12 protein-coding genes and 1 riboswitch are annotated in these 16785 nt (G+C 68.5%); of the genes, 3 read left to right on the top strand and 9 right to left on the bottom strand.

Annotation, left to right across the window (positions count from 1 at the left end; all coding sequences use genetic code 11):
• Nucleotides 1–56 precede the first annotated feature (56 nt).
• Together cyc1 and SMIR_RS11625 are read left to right on the top strand one after the other, a co-directional pair.
• Nucleotides 57–1142: an epi-isozizaene synthase gene (gene cyc1, locus SMIR_RS11630; RefSeq protein ID WP_211119069.1), complete on the top strand. Its 1086-nt coding sequence runs from the start codon at nucleotides 57–59 to the stop codon at nucleotides 1140–1142.
• Nucleotides 1139–2509: a bifunctional albaflavenone monooxygenase/terpene synthase gene (locus tag SMIR_RS11625; protein WP_168495387.1), complete on the top strand. Its 1371-nt coding sequence runs from the start codon at nucleotides 1139–1141 to the stop codon at nucleotides 2507–2509. The genes cyc1 and SMIR_RS11625 overlap by 4 nt, the downstream gene beginning before the upstream one ends.
• 47 nt (nucleotides 2510–2556) lie before the next feature.
• Here SMIR_RS11625 and SMIR_RS11620 read toward each other — a convergent pair whose 3' ends face one another.
• From SMIR_RS11620 to SMIR_RS11580, 9 genes are all read right to left on the bottom strand, one after another.
• The gene (locus tag SMIR_RS11620; protein WP_168495389.1) at nucleotides 2557–3519 is read right to left on the bottom strand and encodes a GlxA family transcriptional regulator; all 963 of its coding nucleotides are present in this window, start codon (nucleotides 3517–3519) and stop codon (nucleotides 2557–2559) included.
• A 208-nt stretch (nucleotides 3520–3727) separates the two neighbouring features.
• Nucleotides 3728–4186: a hypothetical protein gene (locus SMIR_RS11615; protein WP_168495391.1), complete on the bottom strand. Its 459-nt coding sequence runs from the start codon at nucleotides 4184–4186 to the stop codon at nucleotides 3728–3730.
• 99 nt (nucleotides 4187–4285) lie between these two features.
• Nucleotides 4286–6367 carry a putative Ig domain-containing protein gene (locus SMIR_RS11610; protein WP_168495392.1) on the bottom strand — a complete coding sequence of 694 codons (2082 nt, stop codon included), beginning with the start codon at nucleotides 6365–6367 and terminating at the stop codon, nucleotides 4286–4288.
• A gap of 356 nt (nucleotides 6368–6723) precedes the next feature.
• Nucleotides 6724–7737 carry a ribonucleotide-diphosphate reductase subunit beta gene (locus tag SMIR_RS11605; protein ID WP_054228144.1) on the bottom strand — a complete coding sequence of 338 codons (1014 nt, stop codon included), beginning with the start codon at nucleotides 7735–7737 and terminating at the stop codon, nucleotides 6724–6726.
• Nucleotides 7737–10148 carry a ribonucleoside-diphosphate reductase subunit alpha gene (locus SMIR_RS11600; RefSeq protein WP_422664424.1) on the bottom strand — a complete coding sequence of 804 codons (2412 nt, stop codon included), beginning with the start codon at nucleotides 10146–10148 and terminating at the stop codon, nucleotides 7737–7739. The genes SMIR_RS11605 and SMIR_RS11600 overlap by 1 nt, the downstream gene beginning before the upstream one ends.
• A 120-nt stretch (nucleotides 10149–10268) precedes the next feature.
• A riboswitch (cobalamin riboswitch) is annotated at nucleotides 10269–10407 on the bottom strand.
• Nucleotides 10408–10459: 52 nt separating this feature from the next.
• Nucleotides 10460–10966, bottom strand: a complete 507-nt coding sequence (locus SMIR_RS11595) for a GNAT family N-acetyltransferase (protein WP_168495393.1) — start codon at nucleotides 10964–10966, stop codon at nucleotides 10460–10462.
• 219 nt (nucleotides 10967–11185) lie between these two features.
• Nucleotides 11186–12796, bottom strand: coding sequence for a monocarboxylate uptake permease MctP (mctP, locus tag SMIR_RS11590; RefSeq protein WP_168495394.1), 1611 nt, complete (start codon nucleotides 12794–12796; stop codon nucleotides 11186–11188).
• A complete protein-coding gene (locus tag SMIR_RS11585) occupies nucleotides 12793–13074 on the bottom strand; it encodes a DUF3311 domain-containing protein (protein ID WP_095852672.1) in 282 nt (93 codons plus the stop codon). The genes mctP and SMIR_RS11585 overlap by 4 nt, the downstream gene beginning before the upstream one ends.
• A gap of 833 nt (nucleotides 13075–13907) precedes the next feature.
• On the bottom strand, nucleotides 13908–14672 hold the full coding sequence (locus SMIR_RS11580) for a GntR family transcriptional regulator (RefSeq protein ID WP_168495395.1): 765 nt from the start codon (nucleotides 14670–14672) through the stop codon (nucleotides 13908–13910).
• A gap of 425 nt (nucleotides 14673–15097) precedes the next feature.
• Between SMIR_RS11580 and SMIR_RS11575 the strand changes: the two genes are divergently transcribed.
• A complete protein-coding gene (locus SMIR_RS11575; protein WP_212726961.1) occupies nucleotides 15098–16384 on the top strand; it encodes an extracellular solute-binding protein in 1287 nt (428 codons plus the stop codon).
• Nucleotides 16385–16785 lie beyond the last annotated feature (401 nt).

The following is a 16785-nucleotide window of genomic DNA, read 5'->3' as shown; positions in this document are numbered from 1 at the left end:
CGCCCGGCACAGCGGGAGGGGCGCAGCGCCAACTGGCGGCTGAGAGGGGTTTGTTCGTGCATGCATTCTCACACGGCACTTCATCGACACCGACTGTGGTCGCGGTTCCACCGGCGCTCTCTATCCCGGTGATCGAGTCCGCGTTTCCCCGTCAACTGCACCCGTATTGGCCGAGGCTCCAGGAGAACACACGTTCGTGGCTGAGGGAAAAACGCCTCATGCCGGCGGACAAGGTCGACGAATATGCCGACGGCCTTTGCTATACGGACCTGATGGCGGGCTACTACATTGGCGCCCCCGACGAGGTCATGCAGGCGATAGCCGACTACAGCGCGTGGTTCTTCGTCTGGGACGACCGCCACGACCGCGATGTCGTCCACGGCAGGCCCGGCGCCTGGCGGAGGCTCAGGTTCCAGCTGCACGCGGCTCTCGACTCCCCGAGGGAGTATCTGCACCACCAGGATCCCCTGGTCGCGGGGTTCGCGGACAGCATGGTGCGCCTGTACTCGTTCCTGACCAAGAAGTGGAACGCACGCTTCGCCCGGCATTTCCACGCGGTGATCGAGGCGTACGACCGGGAATTCCGCAACCGTGTCAACGTCACCGTGCCCACGGTCGAGGAATATCTGGAACTGAGGCGGCTCACCTTCGCGCACTGGATCTGGACCGACCTTCTGGAGCCGAGCGCGGGCAGTGAAATTCCCACCGCCGTGCGGAACCATTTCTCATATCGCCGGGCGGCCCTGCTGAGCCAGGAATTCGCCGCTTGGTACAACGACCTCTGTTCGCTCCCGAAAGAAATCGCGGGCGACGAGGTCCACAATCTCGGAATCAGCCTCATCCGCCACGAGGGGCTGACACTCGAAGAAGCGGTCCAGAACATCCGGCGGCGGATCGAGGAATGCATCGCCGAATTCCTCGACGCGGAAAAGGACCTCAACCGGTTCGCCGACACCCTCGCGGACGGCACCGTGCACGGCAAGGAATTGAGCCTCGCCGTGAAAGCGTGCCTCGGCAATATGCGGAACTGGTTCAGCTCCGTGTACTGGTTCCACCACGAGTCCGGCCGGTACACCGTCGACAGCTGGGACGACCGCTCCACACCCCCGTACGTCAACAACGAAGCGGCAGGTGAGTCATGACCGTCGAGTCAGTGAAGCCCGCGCAACCCGCGGCACCGCAGCTGCCCGTTCCACCCCTCGCCGGAGGCGGCCTGCCGGTCCTGGGTCACGGCTGGAAACTGGTCCGCGACCCGCTGGGCTTCCTCGCCCGGCTCCGCGACCACGGCGACGTCGTACGGCTCAAGCTGGGCCCCAAGACGGTGTACGCGCTCACCTCGCCGGCCCTCACCGGAGCGATGGCGCTCAGCACCGACTTCAAGATCGACGGACCCCTCTGGGAGTCCCTGGAAGGCCTGCTCGGCAAGGAGGGCGTCGCCACCGCGAACGGGCCCAGGCACCGTCGCCAGCGCCGCACCATCCAGCCGGCGTTCCGGCTCGACATCATCCCCGAGTACGGACCGATCATGGAGGAGGAGGCGCGGGCGCTCGCCGAGCGCATGGGGTCGGGCGAGCCCGTCGACTGCACCTCCGAGTCGTTCCGCGTCGCCGTGCGCATCGCGGCCCGCTGTCTGCTGCGCGGCGAGTTCATGGACGAGCGCGCCGAGCGCCTGAGCATCGCGCTCGCCACCGTGTTCCGCGGCATGTACCGGCGCATGGTCATCCCGGCGGGCCCGCTCTATCGGCTGCCGTTTCCGGCCAACCGCAAATTCGACCGCGCATTGGCCGATTTGCATCTCCTCGTCGACGAGATCGTCGCCGAGCGCCGCGCATCCGGTCAAAAGCCGGACGATTTGCTGACGGCATTGCTGGAAGCGAAGGACGAGAACGGCGAGCCGATCGGCGAACAGGAGATCCACGACCAAGTCGTAGCGATACTCACGCCCGGCAGCGAAACCGTGGCGTCCACGATCATGTGGCTGCTGCAAGTCCTCACCGAACACCCGGAACACGCCGCACGGGTGGCCGAGGAGGTCAAATCCGTCGTAGGGGACCGCCCCGTCGCATTCGACGACGTCCGGAAGCTGTCGTACACCAACAATGTCGTCGTCGAGTCGATGCGGCTGCGCCCCGCCGTATGGATTTTGACCCGGCGGGCGGTGACCGAAACCGAACTCGGCGGCTATCGGATTCCGGCCGGTGCCGACATCGTCTACAGTCCGTTCGCCATCCAGCGCGATCCGCGCTCGTACGACGGGCATCTGGATTTCGACCCCGACCGCTGGCTTCCGGAACGCGCCAAGGACGTCCCGAAGTACGCCATGAGCCCCTTCAGTGTGGGCAACCGGAAGTGCCCGAGCGACCACTTCTCGATGGCGCAGCTCAGCCTGATCACGGCGACGGTGGCGTCCCGGTGGCGGTTCGAGCAGGTCTCCGAGTCCAATGACGCGACCCGCGTCGGCATCACCCTGCGTCCGTACCGGCTGCTGCTGAGGGCCCTGCCGCGGTGACCGCGCGGTGTCGTCCGCGGTGACCCGGTGTCCGTACCGGTGCGCGTTCAGGCAGCCCGCGGGCCCCTGAACGTGCGCCGGTAGGCCTGCGGGGTCGTCCCCAGGCTCCGGACGAACTGGTGGCGCAGCGCGGCCGCGGTGCCGAACCCGGTGCGGCCCGCGATCGCGTCCATCGTCTCGTCCGACGCCTCCAGCAACTCCTGTGCCAGCAGCACCCTTTGGCGCAGGATCCAGCGGTAGGGGGTGGTGCCGGTCTCCTGCTGGAAGCGGCGTGCGAAGGTGCGCGGGGACATGTGGGCGCGGGCCGCGAGCTGCTCGACGGTCACCTCCCGGTCGAGGTGGCGCTCCATCCACACCAGTACCTCGCCGACCGTGTCGCAGGTGGAGCGGGGCAGCGGGCGCTCGATGTACTGGGCCTGCCCGCCGTCCCGGTGCGGGGGCACCACCATGCGGCGGGCGATGGCGTTGGCGACCTCGGGGCCCTGTTCCTTGCGGACGATGTGCAGACAGGCGTCGATTCCGGCGGCGGTGCCGGCCGAGGTGATCACCGGGTCCTCGTCCACGTACAGCACGTCCGGTTCGACGATCGCCTTCGGGTACTGCCGGGTGAGCTCCTCGGCGTGGTGCCAGTGCACGGCGCAGCGCCGCCCGTCGAGGAGCCCGGCCGCGCCGAGCACGAAGACGCCGGAGCAGACGCTGAGCACCCGGGCGCCGCGGTCCGTGGCGCGGTGCAGGGCGTCGAGCAGTTCGGGCGGATAGGACCGGGACACATAGGAGTTCCCGGCGGGGAGAGCGATGAGGTCGGCGCTCTCCAGGCGCTCCAGGCCGTGCTCGGTGGTCAGCGAGAACCCCGCGTGGGTGGTCAGGGTCGGGCCCTCCGCGGAGGCGACCGCGAAGTCGTAGACGGGCAGGCCGTCGTCGCTGCGGTCGATGCCGAACACCTCGCAGACGACCCCGAGTTCGAAGGGGTGCACACCGTCGAGCAGGACCGCGGCCACGTTTTTCAGCATGCCCGCCAGTGTGCCTCGTCAGTGGCAGGAAATCGAGGGTCTACGGCAGTCCTGCCACTGACGCCGAGGGGCGAGCGGTACGACAGTGGTGTTCATGAAGACACTCATGGACACCACCGCCGGAATCCTGACCGTCCTCGCGATCTTCGTGGTCCTGGCCCTGCCCGCGCTGATCGGCGCGGCCCACGAGCGGCGCATCGACCGTCAGCTAGGACTTCGTGACCAGCACCGTGACCGTCCACTCCTGAATGCCCTTGCACGACACCTTGCCCGGGGCGGTCGCGCAGAGCGGCCGGGACGAGGTGAGGTGGGCGGTTCCCGCCGAGACCGCCTTGAAGGCGGAGCTCGCGTCGCCCGCCTGGAGGACGACGCCGCTGTTGGTGGCCTCTAGCCCGGCGCCGCTGACCTTGACAGGGGTCCACGGCCGACTGGTGGTGCCGTCCAGGGTGAGGCGGAGTACGCCGCCGGCCGTGAGGCAGTACGTGTGGCCGGTGTCGGCGGCGCCGAGCTCCGCGGGAGCCGTGTCGCAGCTCTGGTGGCTCGTCGTGGGGGACGGCGACACGGTGCGGCTGCCGCCCGCGTCACCGCCGCCCTGTGTGCCGCAGCCCGCGAGGAGCAGCGTCAGGGCCGTGAGGGCGAGGATCCGATGGTGGGTCGTACGGCGCATGGGGTGGCACCTCCTTGTCGCTTGGACGTGCCACCCCCGCATCAGGATCCACACAGGGACACAGGGCCCTGGCCGCGACGCCGGCCAGGGCCCCACTGGTCAGCTGGTCGTGACGGCGGTGTCGTCCACGACGAAGCTGGTCTGGAGCGAGGAGTCCTCGACACCGCTGAACTTCAGGGTGACGGTGGACCCGGCGAACGAGGACAGGTCGAAGGTCTTCTGGCTGTAGCCGGAGGCGGCGTTGAGGTTCGAGTACGTCGCCAGGGTGGTCGACCCGGCGGTGACCGTCAGCTTGTCGTACTGGCTGCTGGTGGTGGTCTCCGCGGTGTCGATGTGCAGGTAGAAGGTGAAGCTGGCCTTGCAGCCGGACGGGATCGTCACCGACTGGGAGAGCGTGTCGGTGTGCGTCGAGCCGTAGCCGTCCAGCCAGGCCTTGTACGAACCGGCGTGTGCGGCCTCACTGCTGGAGTTGGTGATGACGCCACTGCTGGCGCTCCAGGTGGTGTTGCCCGACTCGAAGCCCGGGTTGCCGAGCAGCTGCGCCGAGGTGCAGGTGCCGCCGCCGGAGGAGCTGACGGTCCAGGTGAAGGAGGCGGAGCCGGAGGCGCCCGTGCTGTCGGAGGCGGAGACGGTGACGCTGTAGGTACCCGCCGTGCTCGCGGTGCCGGAGATCAGACCGGTGGAGCTGCTGATCGACAGGCCGGTCGGCAGACCGCTCGCGCTGTAGGTGAGCGTCGCGCCCGCGCTGTCGCTGGCCGAGATCTGCAGGCTGACCGAACCGCCGGTGGTGGTGGACTGGCTGCCCGGGTTGGTGACGGTCACCGTGTTGCCGGTGCTGGTGCCCGAGGCGAAGGCGGTGGTGCCGTTCGGGGTGCCCCAGCCGGTCGGGCCGTCGTAGCCGGTGGCCGCGGTGCAGAAGTACGAAGGCGAGCAGGAGCCGTTGTTGCCGCTGGTCACGTCGTACAGGTTGGAGGTGTGGGAGTACGGGTACTTCGCCGGGTAGTCGCTGGAACCCGGGGTGCCCGCGAGGGCGTACACACCCGCGATGATCGGCGAGGAGGCACTCGTACCGCCGTAGACCGCCCAGCCGGAGCCGCCGTAGGTGTCGTAGACGGCCACGCCGGTGGCGGGGTCGGCGACCGCGGAGACGTCGGCCTCCATGCGCTTGGAGCAGCCGGTGTCGGTCTGCCAGCTCGGCTTCGCGTCGTAGGCGGAGCAGCCGGAGCCGGTGCCCTCGGTGCTGCTGGTCTTCCACACGGACTCGGTCCAGCCGCGGCTGTTGGAGCTGGTGGACAGGGCCGTGCCGCCGACGGCGGTCACGTACTGGGACGTGGCCGGGTACTCGGCGCCGTAGGCGGAGTCACCGGAGGAGACGGTGATGGCGACGCCCGGGTGCTTGAAGTACGAGGTGTCCTCGCTGGTCTGCGAGGAGGACTCGGAGCCGCCCCAGCTGTTGGAGACGAACTTCGCGCCCAGCGCCACGGCCTCGTTCTCGGCGGTGCCGAGGTCGGAGTCGGTGGCCGAGTTGGCCTCGACGAGGACGATGTTGCAGTTCGGGCAGACCGCGCTCACCATGTCGATGTCGAGCGCTTCCTCACCCGCCCAGCCGGTGTCGTTGGTCGGCAGGGAGCTGGTCGAGCCGGTCTGGCTGACCTGCTTGAAGCAGCCGTTGGCCTTGGTGCAGGCCGACAGGCCGAACTGCGAACGGTAGGTCGCGAGGTCCGACTCCGCGTTGGGGTCGTTGTACGCGTCGACCACGGCGACGGTCAGGCCGGAGCCGCCGGTGGAGGGCAGGTTGTAGGCGCTGTGCAGGTTCGCCGGGCTCAGGCCGGACACCGCGGCGGCGGCGTTCGGTGAGATCGCGGCGGCCAGCTTCTGCTTGATGTCGGTGCGGCGCTGCGCGAAACAGGCCGCGTGACCGGCCGTCGGGGCGCCGCACAGGTGTGTGGTCGGCACCTTCTGGCCCGCCTTGCCCGTGGCGTGCACGGCCTGCGCGGCCGGGGCGGTCAGGGCCTTCGCGTTCTGGGCGGCCCGGGAGGGCTTGGCGGTGGTCGGCGCCGGCTGCGCGTTCGCGGCCGGGGCCGCCATGAGTCCGGCGACCGTGAGGGCGAGGGCGGGCGCGGCGGCGGTCAGAAGTCTTCGCAGTCGCCGGGCGGGCCTGCTGGGGGGTGTCTCACGCATGGGTGCTGCCTCCATCGGTTTGAGGCCGGTGCCGTGCGGGCCGGGGTAGGGCCGCGCACGGCTCCACAGCCGGAAGTGGGGGTTCTCGGCGTTGCGTGGCAGGCCCGTGACGCGCGTAGCGTGAGAAAGGTGCGGATGTGCCATGGGCATGCCAATCCAGCGCCCCGCCACGCCGCTGTACGTGACATGTCAGGACGGCCAGAACCTAGCCGGGGCCGATGACGCCCGGATAGCCACGCCCGAAGAACTTTGCCGCCCCATAGGGGGTCCATGGACGGTGCATGGACGGCCCATGGACGAGACGCGGTGATGCCGGGGCCGCAACGCGCGGTCCCGGCATCACCGGTGTCGTACCGTCAGAAGTCCTCGTCGAAGCCGACCGAGCCCTCGACCGCCACCTGGTACGCCGAGGGGCGGCGCTCGAAGAAGTTGGTCAGCTCCTGGACGCCCTGGAGTTCCATGAAGGAGAAGGGGTTCTCGGAGCCGTACACCGGGGCGAAGCCGAGGCGCTGGAGACGCTGGTCGGCCACGCACTCCAGGTACTGGCGCATCGAGTCGGTGTTCATGCCCGGCAGGCCCTCACCGCACAGGTCGCGCGCGAACTGCAGCTCGGCCTCGACGGCCTCCCTCAGCATGTCGGTGACCTGTTGCTGGAGCTGGTCGTCGAAGAGCTCCGGCTCCTCCTTGCGCACGGTGTCCACCACTTCGAAGGCGAAGGACATGTGCATCGTCTCGTCGCGGAACACCCAGTTGGTGCCGGTGGCGAGACCGTGCAGCAGACCCCGGCTGCGGAACCAGTAGACGTACGCGAAGGCGCCGTAGAAGAAGAGGCCCTCGATGCACGCGGCGAAGCAGATGAGGTTGAGCAGGAAGCGACGCCGGTCCGCCTTGGTCTCCAGACGGTCCAGCTTCTCCACCGAGTCCATCCACTTGAAGCAGAACTCTGCCTTCTCGCGGATCGAGGGGATGCTCTCGACGGCGTCGAAGGCGGCGGCGCGGTCCTCCGGGTCGGGGAGGTAGGTGTCCAGCAGGGTCAGATAGAACTGGACGTGGACCGCTTCCTCGAACAGCTGCCTGGAGAGATACAGGCGCGCCTCGGGGGAGTTGATGTGCTTGTAGAGGGTCAGCACGAGGTTGTTCGACACGATCGAGTCGCCCGTCGCGAAGAACGCGACCAGCCGGCCGATCATGTGCTGCTCGCCCTGCGAGAGCTTCGCGAGGTCGGCCACGTCCGAGTGGAGGTCGACCTCCTCCACGGTCCAGGTGTTCTTGATGGCGTCCCGGTAGCGCTCGTAGAAGTCCGGGTAACGCATGGGGCGGAGCGTGAGTTCGAAGCCCGGGTCGAGCAGGTTCTTTTCGGTGGAGCTCATTACTGGCAGGCCTCGCAGGACTCGGGGTTCTCAAGGGAGCAGGCGACGGCGTCCTCGTCGGGGATCGCCTGCACGGGGATGGTCTTCTCGGGCTGGGCCTGTGCCTGGGCGGCGCGGGCGATACGGGTCGCCGGGCGGGAGCGCAGGTAGTACGTCGTCTTCAGGCCGGACTTCCAGGCGTACGCGTACATCGAGGAGAGCTTGCCGATGGTCGGCGTCTCCAGGAAGAGGTTCAGGGACTGGGCCTGGTCCAGGAACGGGGTGCGGGCGGCGGCCATGTCGATCAGGCCGCGCTGCGGGATCTCCCAGGCCGTGCGGTACAGGTCGCGGACGTCCTGCGGGACCCAGGTGAAGCCCTGCACCGAACCGTTGGACTCGCGCAGCGCCTCCCGGGTCTGCGCGTCCCACACGCCGAGGTTCTTCAGCTCGTTCACCAGGTAGGAGTTGACCTGGAGGAACTCACCGGAGAGCGTCTCGCGCTTGAACAGGTTGGACACCTGCGGCTCGATGCACTCGTACACGCCCGCGATGGACGCGATGGTGGCGGTGGGCGCGATGGCGAGGAGGAGGGAGTTGCGCATGCCCACGGCGGCGATACGTTCCCGCAGCGCCGCCCAGCGCTCCGGCCAGGTCAGCTCCACGCCGTAGTGGTCGGGGTGCAGGACGCCACGGGCCGTACGGGTCTTCTCCCAGGCCGGGAGCGGGCCGCTGCGCTCCGCGAGGTCGGCCGAAGCCTCGTACGCGGCGAGCATGATCCGCTCGGCGATCCGGGTGGAGAGCGCGCGGGCCCGGGGCGAGTCGAAGGGCACGCGCAGCTTGAAGAAGACGTCCTGGAGCCCCATCGCGCCGAGGCCCACGGGCCGCCACTTCGCGTTCGACCGGCCGGCCTGCTCGGTCGGGTAGAAGTTGATGTCGACGACACGGTCGAGGAAGGTGACGGCGGTGCGGACCGTCTCGTCCAGCCGCTCCCAGTCGATGTCCCCGTCGACGACGAAGGCGCCGAGGTTGACCGAGCCGAGGTTGCAGACCGCCGTCTCCCCGTCGTCCGTGACCTCCAGGATCTCGGTGCACAGATTCGAGGAGTGGACGGTGTGGCCCGGCTCCGCCGTCTGGTTGGCGGTGCGGTTGGCGGCGTCCTTGAAGGTCATCCAGCCGTTGCCGGTCTGCGCGAGGGTACGCATCATGCGGCCGTAGAGGTCACGGGCCGGGATGGTCTTCTTGGCGAGACCGGCCGCCTCCGCCCTGCGGTACGCGGCGTCGAACTCGTCGCCCCACAGGTCGACCAGCTCGGGCACGTCGGAGGGCGAGAAGAGGGACCACTGCCCGTCGGCGTCGACCCGGCGCATGAACTCGTCCGGGATCCAGTGCGCGAGGTTCAGGTTGTGCGTACGGCGGGCGTCCTCACCGGTGTTGTCGCGCAGCTCCAGGAACTCCTCGATGTCGGAGTGCCAGGTCTCCAGGTAGACCGCGGCCGCGCCCTTGCGCCGGCCGCCCTGGTTCACGGCGGCGACCGAGGCGTCGAGGGTCTTCAGGAACGGGACGATCCCGTTGGAGTGCCCGTTCGTACCGCGGATCAGCGAACCGCGCGAACGGATCCGGGAGTACGAAAGACCGATGCCACCCGCGTGCTTCGAGAGGCGGGCCACCTGGTGGTAGCGGTCGTAGATGGAGTCCAGCTCGTCCAGTGGGGAGTCGAGGAGGTAGCAGGACGACATCTGCGGGTGCCGTGTACCGGAGTTGAACAGCGTGGGGGACGAGGGGAGGTAGTCGAGGCGGCTCATGAGCCCGTAGAGCGCCGCGACCTCGTCCAGGGCCCGGTTCGTGTCGTCCTCGGCCAGGCCCGACGCCACGCGCAGCATGAAGTGCTGGGGCGTCTCGATGACCTTGCGGGTGATCGGGTGCCGGAGCAGATAGCGGCTGTGCAGGGTGCGCAGGCCGAAGTAGCCGAAGCGGTCGTCGCCGTCGGTGTCGATCAGCGCGTCCAGCCGGGCCGTGTGCAGCTGGACGAACTCCGCCGTGCGGTCGGCGATCAGGCCTTCGCGGTGACCCGTGGCGATCGACTCGGAGAAGGACGTGACGCCCTGCGAGGCGGCCTCCGCCGCGATGCTGATCGTCAGCAGCCTGGCCGCCAGCCGGGAGTAGGCGGGGTCCTCGGAGATGAGGCCCGCGGCCGCCTCGGTGGCCAGCTCGCGCAGTTCCGTGTCGTCCGCGCGCGCGGACCGGCCGCGCAGCGTGGCGGCGGCGACCCGGCCGGGGTCGGCGTCGGGGAGGTCGGCGGTGAGGTCGGTCAGGGTACGCAGCAGCGTGGTACCGGGACCGTCCGTCTCCACCGGGGCCTGCTTCCGCTGCTGCTCCTGCTTCTGCTGTGCGAAAGCGGTAGCTGAAGCCGGGTCGGCTGGCGCGATGGTCACTTGGGGCTCTCCCTCGCTAGGCACGGGGCCTGGCGGAGGGCAGGGCAGCTCACGAGCGCACACGGCGTCGCGTCCACCGGCCCATTCCGCGAGGCCCGGACGTCATGCACCCGGGCCGGATGGCCGGGCGCGCTGTCGGCAGGTCCTCGGACTGACGCGAGTACATGGGCGCGGGCGTGCGAACACGTACAAGTACACCGTTGCGGGACAGTTCCGGATTTGCACCGGATTCCCCTGCGGCGACAGCGAGCATGAGCATACATCTTGTGCCGGGCTGCGGTGACACCACCAGATGTTGTGTCGTGCCGGTGTCAGAGTGTCAACTCGTAGGTGAGGAGAGTGATGTCGTCGAGGTCCGGGAGCGGGTTCCAGTCGCGGTCGGGGGTGCGGGTGAAGCCGAGGCGTTCGTAGATGCGGTGGGCGGCGTGCATGGTGCGCTGGGTGGAGAGCACGACGCGTACGCAGCCGGTGGTGGCGCGTGCGTGGTCGACGCAGGCGCGGACGAGGGTCTCGCCGGCACCTCGGCCGCGGGACTCGCGTGCGACGGCGAGCATACGGATCTCGGCTTCGCCGGGGCGGGCTATGTCGGCCATGGGGCCGCCGCGCGGTACGAAGGTCACGACGCCGAGGATGTGGTCGTGGTCGACGGCGACGAGGACGTCCGCGGCGGCGGCCCGTTTGGCCACGTCCCGCAGTTCGCCGAGGTACTCGTCACTCTCCCCGAAGTCGAGCAGGCCGTCGCCGAGGTAGGCCTGTGCGGTGATCTCGCCGATGCGGTCGTATTCGTGGGGGTGGGCGTGTCTGATGCTGAGGTCCATGCCGGTGAGTGTGCAACAGGGTGTGGGAACGGGCCGCCGGATTTTCGTCCGACGGCCCGTGGGGGTTGTTCGCGCGGTTCTTCGGCTGCGGGTGGGTGGAGGCTTGGCGCGCAGTTTCCCGCGCCCCAGGCTTTTAGGGGCGCGGGAAACTGCGCGACCAGCCTCCACCCACCCGCAGTCAACGCACGAACCCGGGGCCTGGGGGCGAGGCCCCCGGGCTCAGTGGGTGGAACCGGCCGTGGCCGGGGGAAGTTCCGCCTCGACGCCCGGGTCGCCCGCGTCCGCCGTGTAGTCCTCCGGAGACGTCTCGTCGACGCCGTCGGGCGCGTTGAAGGCGCGGAGGGCGAAGGTGAGGACGACGCTGACCACGGCGTTCAGGACGAAGGCCGTCAGACCGATGTAGCCGATCTCCCCGATGCCCGGGATCTCCTTGGAACTGCCGCCGAAGTGCTTCTGGGTGGGAGAGGCGACCCCGTACGCGGCGAGCGTGCCGTACAGCATGCCCACTGCCCAGCCCCCGAGCAGCGCCCAGCGGTGGAACCAGCGGGTGAACAGGCCACCGACCAGCGCCGGGAAGGTCTGGAGGATCCAGATGCCGCCCAGGAGCTGGAAGTTGATCGCGACGGTCTTGTCCATCGTCAGGACGAAGACCAGCGCGCCCACCTTCACCAGCAGTGACACCAGCTTGGAGACCCTGGTCTCCTGCTGCGGGGTCGCGTCCGGCTTGATGAAGTCCTTGTATATGTTGCGGGTGAAGAGGTTCGCGGCCGCGATGGACATGATGGCCGCCGGCACGAGCGCTCCGATGCCGATCGCCGCGAAGGCCACCCCCGCGAACCAGTCCGGGAACATGTTCTCGAAGAGCTGGGGGATGGCGAGCTGACCGTTGGTGACCTTGACCCCGGCCGCGATCGCCATGAACCCGAGCAGGGCGAGCAGCCCCAGCATCAGGGAGTAGAGAGGAAGGATCGTGGTGTTGCGGCGGATCACCTCACGGCTGCGGCTGGAGAGCGTCGCCGTGATCGAGTGCGGGTACATGAACAGCGCGAGCGCCGACCCGAGCGCGAGCGTGGCGTACGTCCACTGGCCCGCTTCGGCGGGCACGAGCCCGCCCGCCCCCGCCGCCGTGTACTTGTCGCTCGCCGCCTTGAAGATCTCGTCGAACCCGCCCAGCTTGATCGGGATGTAGATGATGGCCACCGCGATCACGATGTAGATCAAGGTGTCCTTCACGAACGCGATCAGGGCGGGCGCCCGCAGCCCCGAGGAGTAGGTGTACGCGGCCAGCACGCCGAACGCGATGAGGAGCGGAAGGTCCTTCACGAACCAGTTCGTGTTCTCGCCGCCGCCCACGCCCATCACGTCCAGGACGGCCTGGATGCCGACCAGCTGGAGCGCGATGTACGGCATGGTGGCGAGGATGCCGGTCACGGCCACGGCGAGGGACAGGCCCTTCGAACCGAAGCGCCCGCGCACGAAGTCGGAGGTCGTCACGTACCCGTGCTTGTGGGAGACCGACCACAGGCGGGGGAGGAACGTGAAGATCAGTGGGTAGACGAGGATCGTGTACGGAACGGCGAAGAAGCCGGCCGCGCCCGCCGCGTAGATCGCCGCCGGTACGGCGACGAAGGTGTACGCCGTGTAGAGGTCGCCGCCGAGCAGGAACCAGGTGACCCAGGTACCGAACGACCGTCCGCCCAGGCCCCATTCGTCGAGGCTGTGCTCGTCGTCCGCCCTGCGCCAGCGCGCGGCCAGGAAGCCCATGACCGTGACGGCCAGGAAGAAGAAGATGAAGACGCCGAGCGCGACGCCGTTCACACCGTCCTTCACTTCGCCGCACCCCCGCCCTGGGAGGCGCGGGCGCGCTGGTCACGCTGCCACAGCTGGTACGCGGTCACGGTGAGCGCCGTGGAGACGAGCACCCACAGCATCTGGTACCAGTAGAAGAACGGGATGCCGATGAACGCCGGGTCGGTCTTGGCGTAGGAGCCGACCCACAGCATCGCCACGAACGGGGCGATCAGGCACAGGGCGATGACCACCCGGATCGGTGTCACCACCGGCGGTTCGACCTTCGGCGCGTCTGAAACGTCTGACACGTCTGACATACGGCGGCTCCGTCCCCTCGCTGTTCACCTGTGCAATGCGCAGGCAATCTAGGCGACGGTGTCAGCCCAGCGGAACCCCTCGCCCGCATATCGGTCCGCACAGGGCTGATCGGCGCGACGAGGATCCGGATGACGGTGGTTCGAACCACCATGTGCGGGGGCGGGCCCATGTTCCCGACAGAGCCGGGCAATCGGTCCGTGGTCGCGCAAATCATTCATGATCACCGCATTCCGAATCCGGTGGCGCCGACGGAATTCCCGAATTGCGCACGCTATTTACGGAAGCCTGGATTCCTGATTTCTCTTGCCCCGCTGTGGTCCGATTTGTGTTGGCTCGAGTTGTACTCTGTGTCACCGTTTCGTCCGCCTCACCCGCCTGGGCGTCGACGGCTCGTGAGTACGCATGCACGAAGGCGGCCTCTTGGGGTCCCGAGCGGGGCGACGGCGAAGCCTACGTCGAGCCGGACGGCGGGATATTCGGCCTGAGGGGCAACCGCAAGGACGGCAGGGGCGTGGTGGCGGAGTGGTCCGTCAGCAGCGGGGACTCCAGCGGGGGTCAGGCGCTCTGGTCAATTTCCACGTCTGTCTCGAAGACGGTGGCACCCTCTACGTGGACACCTGCGGCGCCTACGCGTACGTCACCGCCCAGTCAGATCGCGAGAGGGCGGCTCGGCGGGTTGGTGAGCTGTCGATTCGCGCACGTGACAGATGCGCCAGTAAAGCCGGCTCCGGCTACTGGCGCATCTGCCTTGCTTTATGCCGACGAATCTCGCGGCGAATTTCCCGAGTCGGCCGGACGTCATGCGCGAGAAAAACGCGAACTAGCCTTGACCTCAGGGATTCGGGCGGCTCAGCCTCGCCACGAACTTGTAGCGGTCTCCGCGGTAGACGGACCGTACCCATTCCACCGGCTTCCCCTCCCGGTCCAGTGAATGCCGGGAAAGCATCAGCATCGGTAGGCCCACGTCCGTGCCGAGCAGACCCGCCTCGCGCGGTGTGGCCAGCGACGTCTCGATGGTCTCCTCGGCCTCCGCCAGGTGGACGTCGTACACCTCCGCGAGCGCCGTGTACAGCGAGGTGTACTTGACCAGCGACCGGCGCAGTGCGGGGAAGCGCTTTGCGGACAGGTGCGTCGTCTCGATCGCCATCGGCTCGCCGCTCGCCAGCCGCAGTCGCTCGATGCGCAGCACCCGGCCGCCGGCCGTGATCTCGAGCAGCCCGGCGAGGGTGTCGTCGGCGGTGATGTAGCCGATGTCCAGCAGCTGCGAGGTCGGTTCGAGGCCCTGGGCGCGCATGTCCTCGGTGTACGAGGTGAGTTGGAGTGCCTGGGAGACCTTGGGCTTGGCGACGAAGGTGCCCTTGCCCTGGATGCGTTCGAGGCGGCCCTCGACGACCAGTTCCTGGAGGGCCTGGCGCACGGTGGTGCGCGAGGTGTCGAACTCGGCGGCGAGGGTGCGCTCGGGCGGTACCGGCGTGCCGGGCGGCAGTGTCTCCGTCATGTCGAGCAGGTGCTTCTTGAGGCGGTAGTACTTGGGCACGCGCGCGGTACGGATGGGGGCCCCACCCTCGTTCTCCGCACTGCTGACGTCGGTGCTCATGCTCTGCCTTCCCGGCTCCGGGTGCCGAAGCGACCGACATCCCGCCGGTCACGGCTCACATCGTGGCACGGCTTCGTGTGTGAGTGTCCCTCCGCACGCTCCGTGATCCCCTCTATATACCGTCGGCGTACTCGTTGGTCTAGTCCATAGCGTCGACTCGGGGTGGCCGGGAGGCGCGCGAGGCCGGTGAACGGCCTCGCCGTTTATGCCACTTACCTACTTAAAGGTCCTTGCATATGTAGGTCCCATAACGGACGACCAGTCGGGCTTACACACCCTTGACACCCCTCTAGGTCTAGGCCAAGCTCCCCGTACTGGTCTACACCATTGGTCCAGTCCCAGTCCCACGGGCAGTACTCGGCAGCGCTTCGGCATGTGTCACCGCGGTGGGCAGGGGGGTTTATGGCATCCCTGAGGAGGGTGGCGTGAAGCGGAAGCTGGCAGCCGCGATCGGTATCGCGGGCATGATGGTCTCCATCGCGGCGTGCGGGAGCAGCGACAACAAGTCCGGGGGGTCGGACAAGGGCGCGGACGCGAAGGCACTGACCGTCTGGCTCACGGTGGACGCGCAGAACAACTGGCCCGAGCTGGTGAAGGCCGCCGACGCGGCGGTGCAGAAGGCGCACCCGGGCGTCAAGATCAACCACGAGTACTACGGCTGGCCGGACAAGAACACCAAGCTCGACGCGGTCCTCGCCACGGACAAGGCCCCCGACGTGGTCGAGATGGGCAACACCGAGATGCTCGGCTACATGGTCAAGGGCGCCTTCGCTCCCATCGACGCGTCGAAGCTCGACAACTCGGCCGCGTGGCTGGACGGCCTGAAGGCCTCCGTCACCTACGACGGCAAGACCTACGGCGTGCCGTACTACGCCGGTGGCCGCGTCGGCAACTGGCGCAAGGACGTGGCGGCTTCGGTCGGTGTCAAGTCGCCCCCGAAGACGTACACGGAGCTCATCTCCGACCTGGACAAGATCCAGAAGAAGGAGGGGAGCAAGTTCAGCGCCTGGTACCAGCCGACGCGTGACTGGTACGCCGCGATGTCCTTCGTCTACGACGCCGGCGGCTCCATCGCCAAGGAGGACGGCGGCCAGTGGAAGGCCAACCTGTCGTCCCCGGAGTCCATCAAGGGACTCAACGACTGGAAGACCATCGTCGACAAGTACATGCACGGCGACAAGACCAAGGACGAGTCCGACCGTTACATCGTCTACGGCCAGGGCAAGTCCGCCATGATCTTCGGCGCCGCGTGGGAGGGTGCGACCTCCGAGGACCCGAAGAACGACAAGACCGGCAAGCTCAAGGGCAACCTCGAGAACTTCGTGATGCCCGGCCCGTCCGGCAAGAACCTCCCCGTCTTCCTCGGCGGTTCCGACCTCGCCGTCCCGGTGAAGTCCAAGGCGCAGGCGCTCGCCGCCGAGTGGATCAACGCCTTCACGGGTTCCGCCGGTCAGAAGGGTCTGATGGCCAAGGGCAACCTGCCCAACAACAAGACCGACCTCGCCACCCTCAAGAACGACCCGGCGACCGTGGTTCCGGCCACCGCGGCCGAGTCCAACTGGTTCGTGCCGATGGCTCCCGGCTGGGGCCAGGTCGAGAAGGCCCAGGTCCTGCAGACCATGCTGCAGAACATCGGCACCGGCAGGAAGTCGGTCGAGGCCGCCGCGAAGGACGCGGACGCCGCGATCGACAAGGTCATCAACACCAAGTGACGTGAGCGCGGGGCGAGGTGGGACCCCGGGGCACGTCCTGGGCTTCGCCCGGGGTGTGCCTCCGGGGGCACGTCCGAGTACGTCCGGGGCGATCCCGGGATGTTCTCGGGCGTGCCTGCCGAGGCCCTTTGGGCCAGGTTCCTACCGCTTCCCGCACGACCACGCGGGCCCCGGCGACGTACGACTGCGCGGGGCCCCGGCCACGTACGACCGTGCGAGGCCGGGCCGCCGCGTACGAGCCGGGCGGCCCCGGTCGGAACCGACCGCACGGGTTCGGACCGTGCACGACCCGCGCCGGACTCCAGCCGAGCAGAACCGGGCGGTGCCGCTCGCGCAGGACCGACAGGGCCCGCCCCGGCGAGCGACCCGTGTACGACGCCGGGGCCCGCCACCGCGCATGA

It is taken from the genome of Streptomyces mirabilis (assembly GCF_018310535.1).
GTDB lineage: Bacteria > Actinomycetota > Actinomycetes > Streptomycetales > Streptomycetaceae > Streptomyces.
This window is presented reverse-complemented; position numbering and strand designations above follow the sequence as displayed.

Coding starts and splice junctions, on each gene's coding strand:
- SMIR_RS11625 (WP_168495387.1), top strand. CDS start 1,139: ATGACCGTCGAGTCAGTGAAGCCCGCGCAACCCGCGGCACCGCAGCTG.
- SMIR_RS11620 (WP_168495389.1), bottom strand. CDS start 3,519: ATGCTGAAAAACGTGGCCGCGGTCCTGCTCGACGGTGTGCACCCCTTC.
- SMIR_RS11615 (WP_168495391.1), bottom strand. CDS start 4,186: ATGCGCCGTACGACCCACCATCGGATCCTCGCCCTCACGGCCCTGACG.
- SMIR_RS11610 (WP_168495392.1), bottom strand. CDS start 6,367: ATGCGTGAGACACCCCCCAGCAGGCCCGCCCGGCGACTGCGAAGACTT.
- SMIR_RS11605 (WP_054228144.1), bottom strand. CDS start 7,737: ATGAGCTCCACCGAAAAGAACCTGCTCGACCCGGGCTTCGAACTCACG.
- SMIR_RS11595 (WP_168495393.1), bottom strand. CDS start 10,966: ATGGACCTCAGCATCAGACACGCCCACCCCCACGAATACGACCGCATC.
- SMIR_RS11585 (WP_095852672.1), bottom strand. CDS start 13,074: ATGTCAGACGTGTCAGACGTTTCAGACGCGCCGAAGGTCGAACCGCCG.
- SMIR_RS11580 (WP_168495395.1), bottom strand. CDS start 14,672: ATGAGCACCGACGTCAGCAGTGCGGAGAACGAGGGTGGGGCCCCCATC.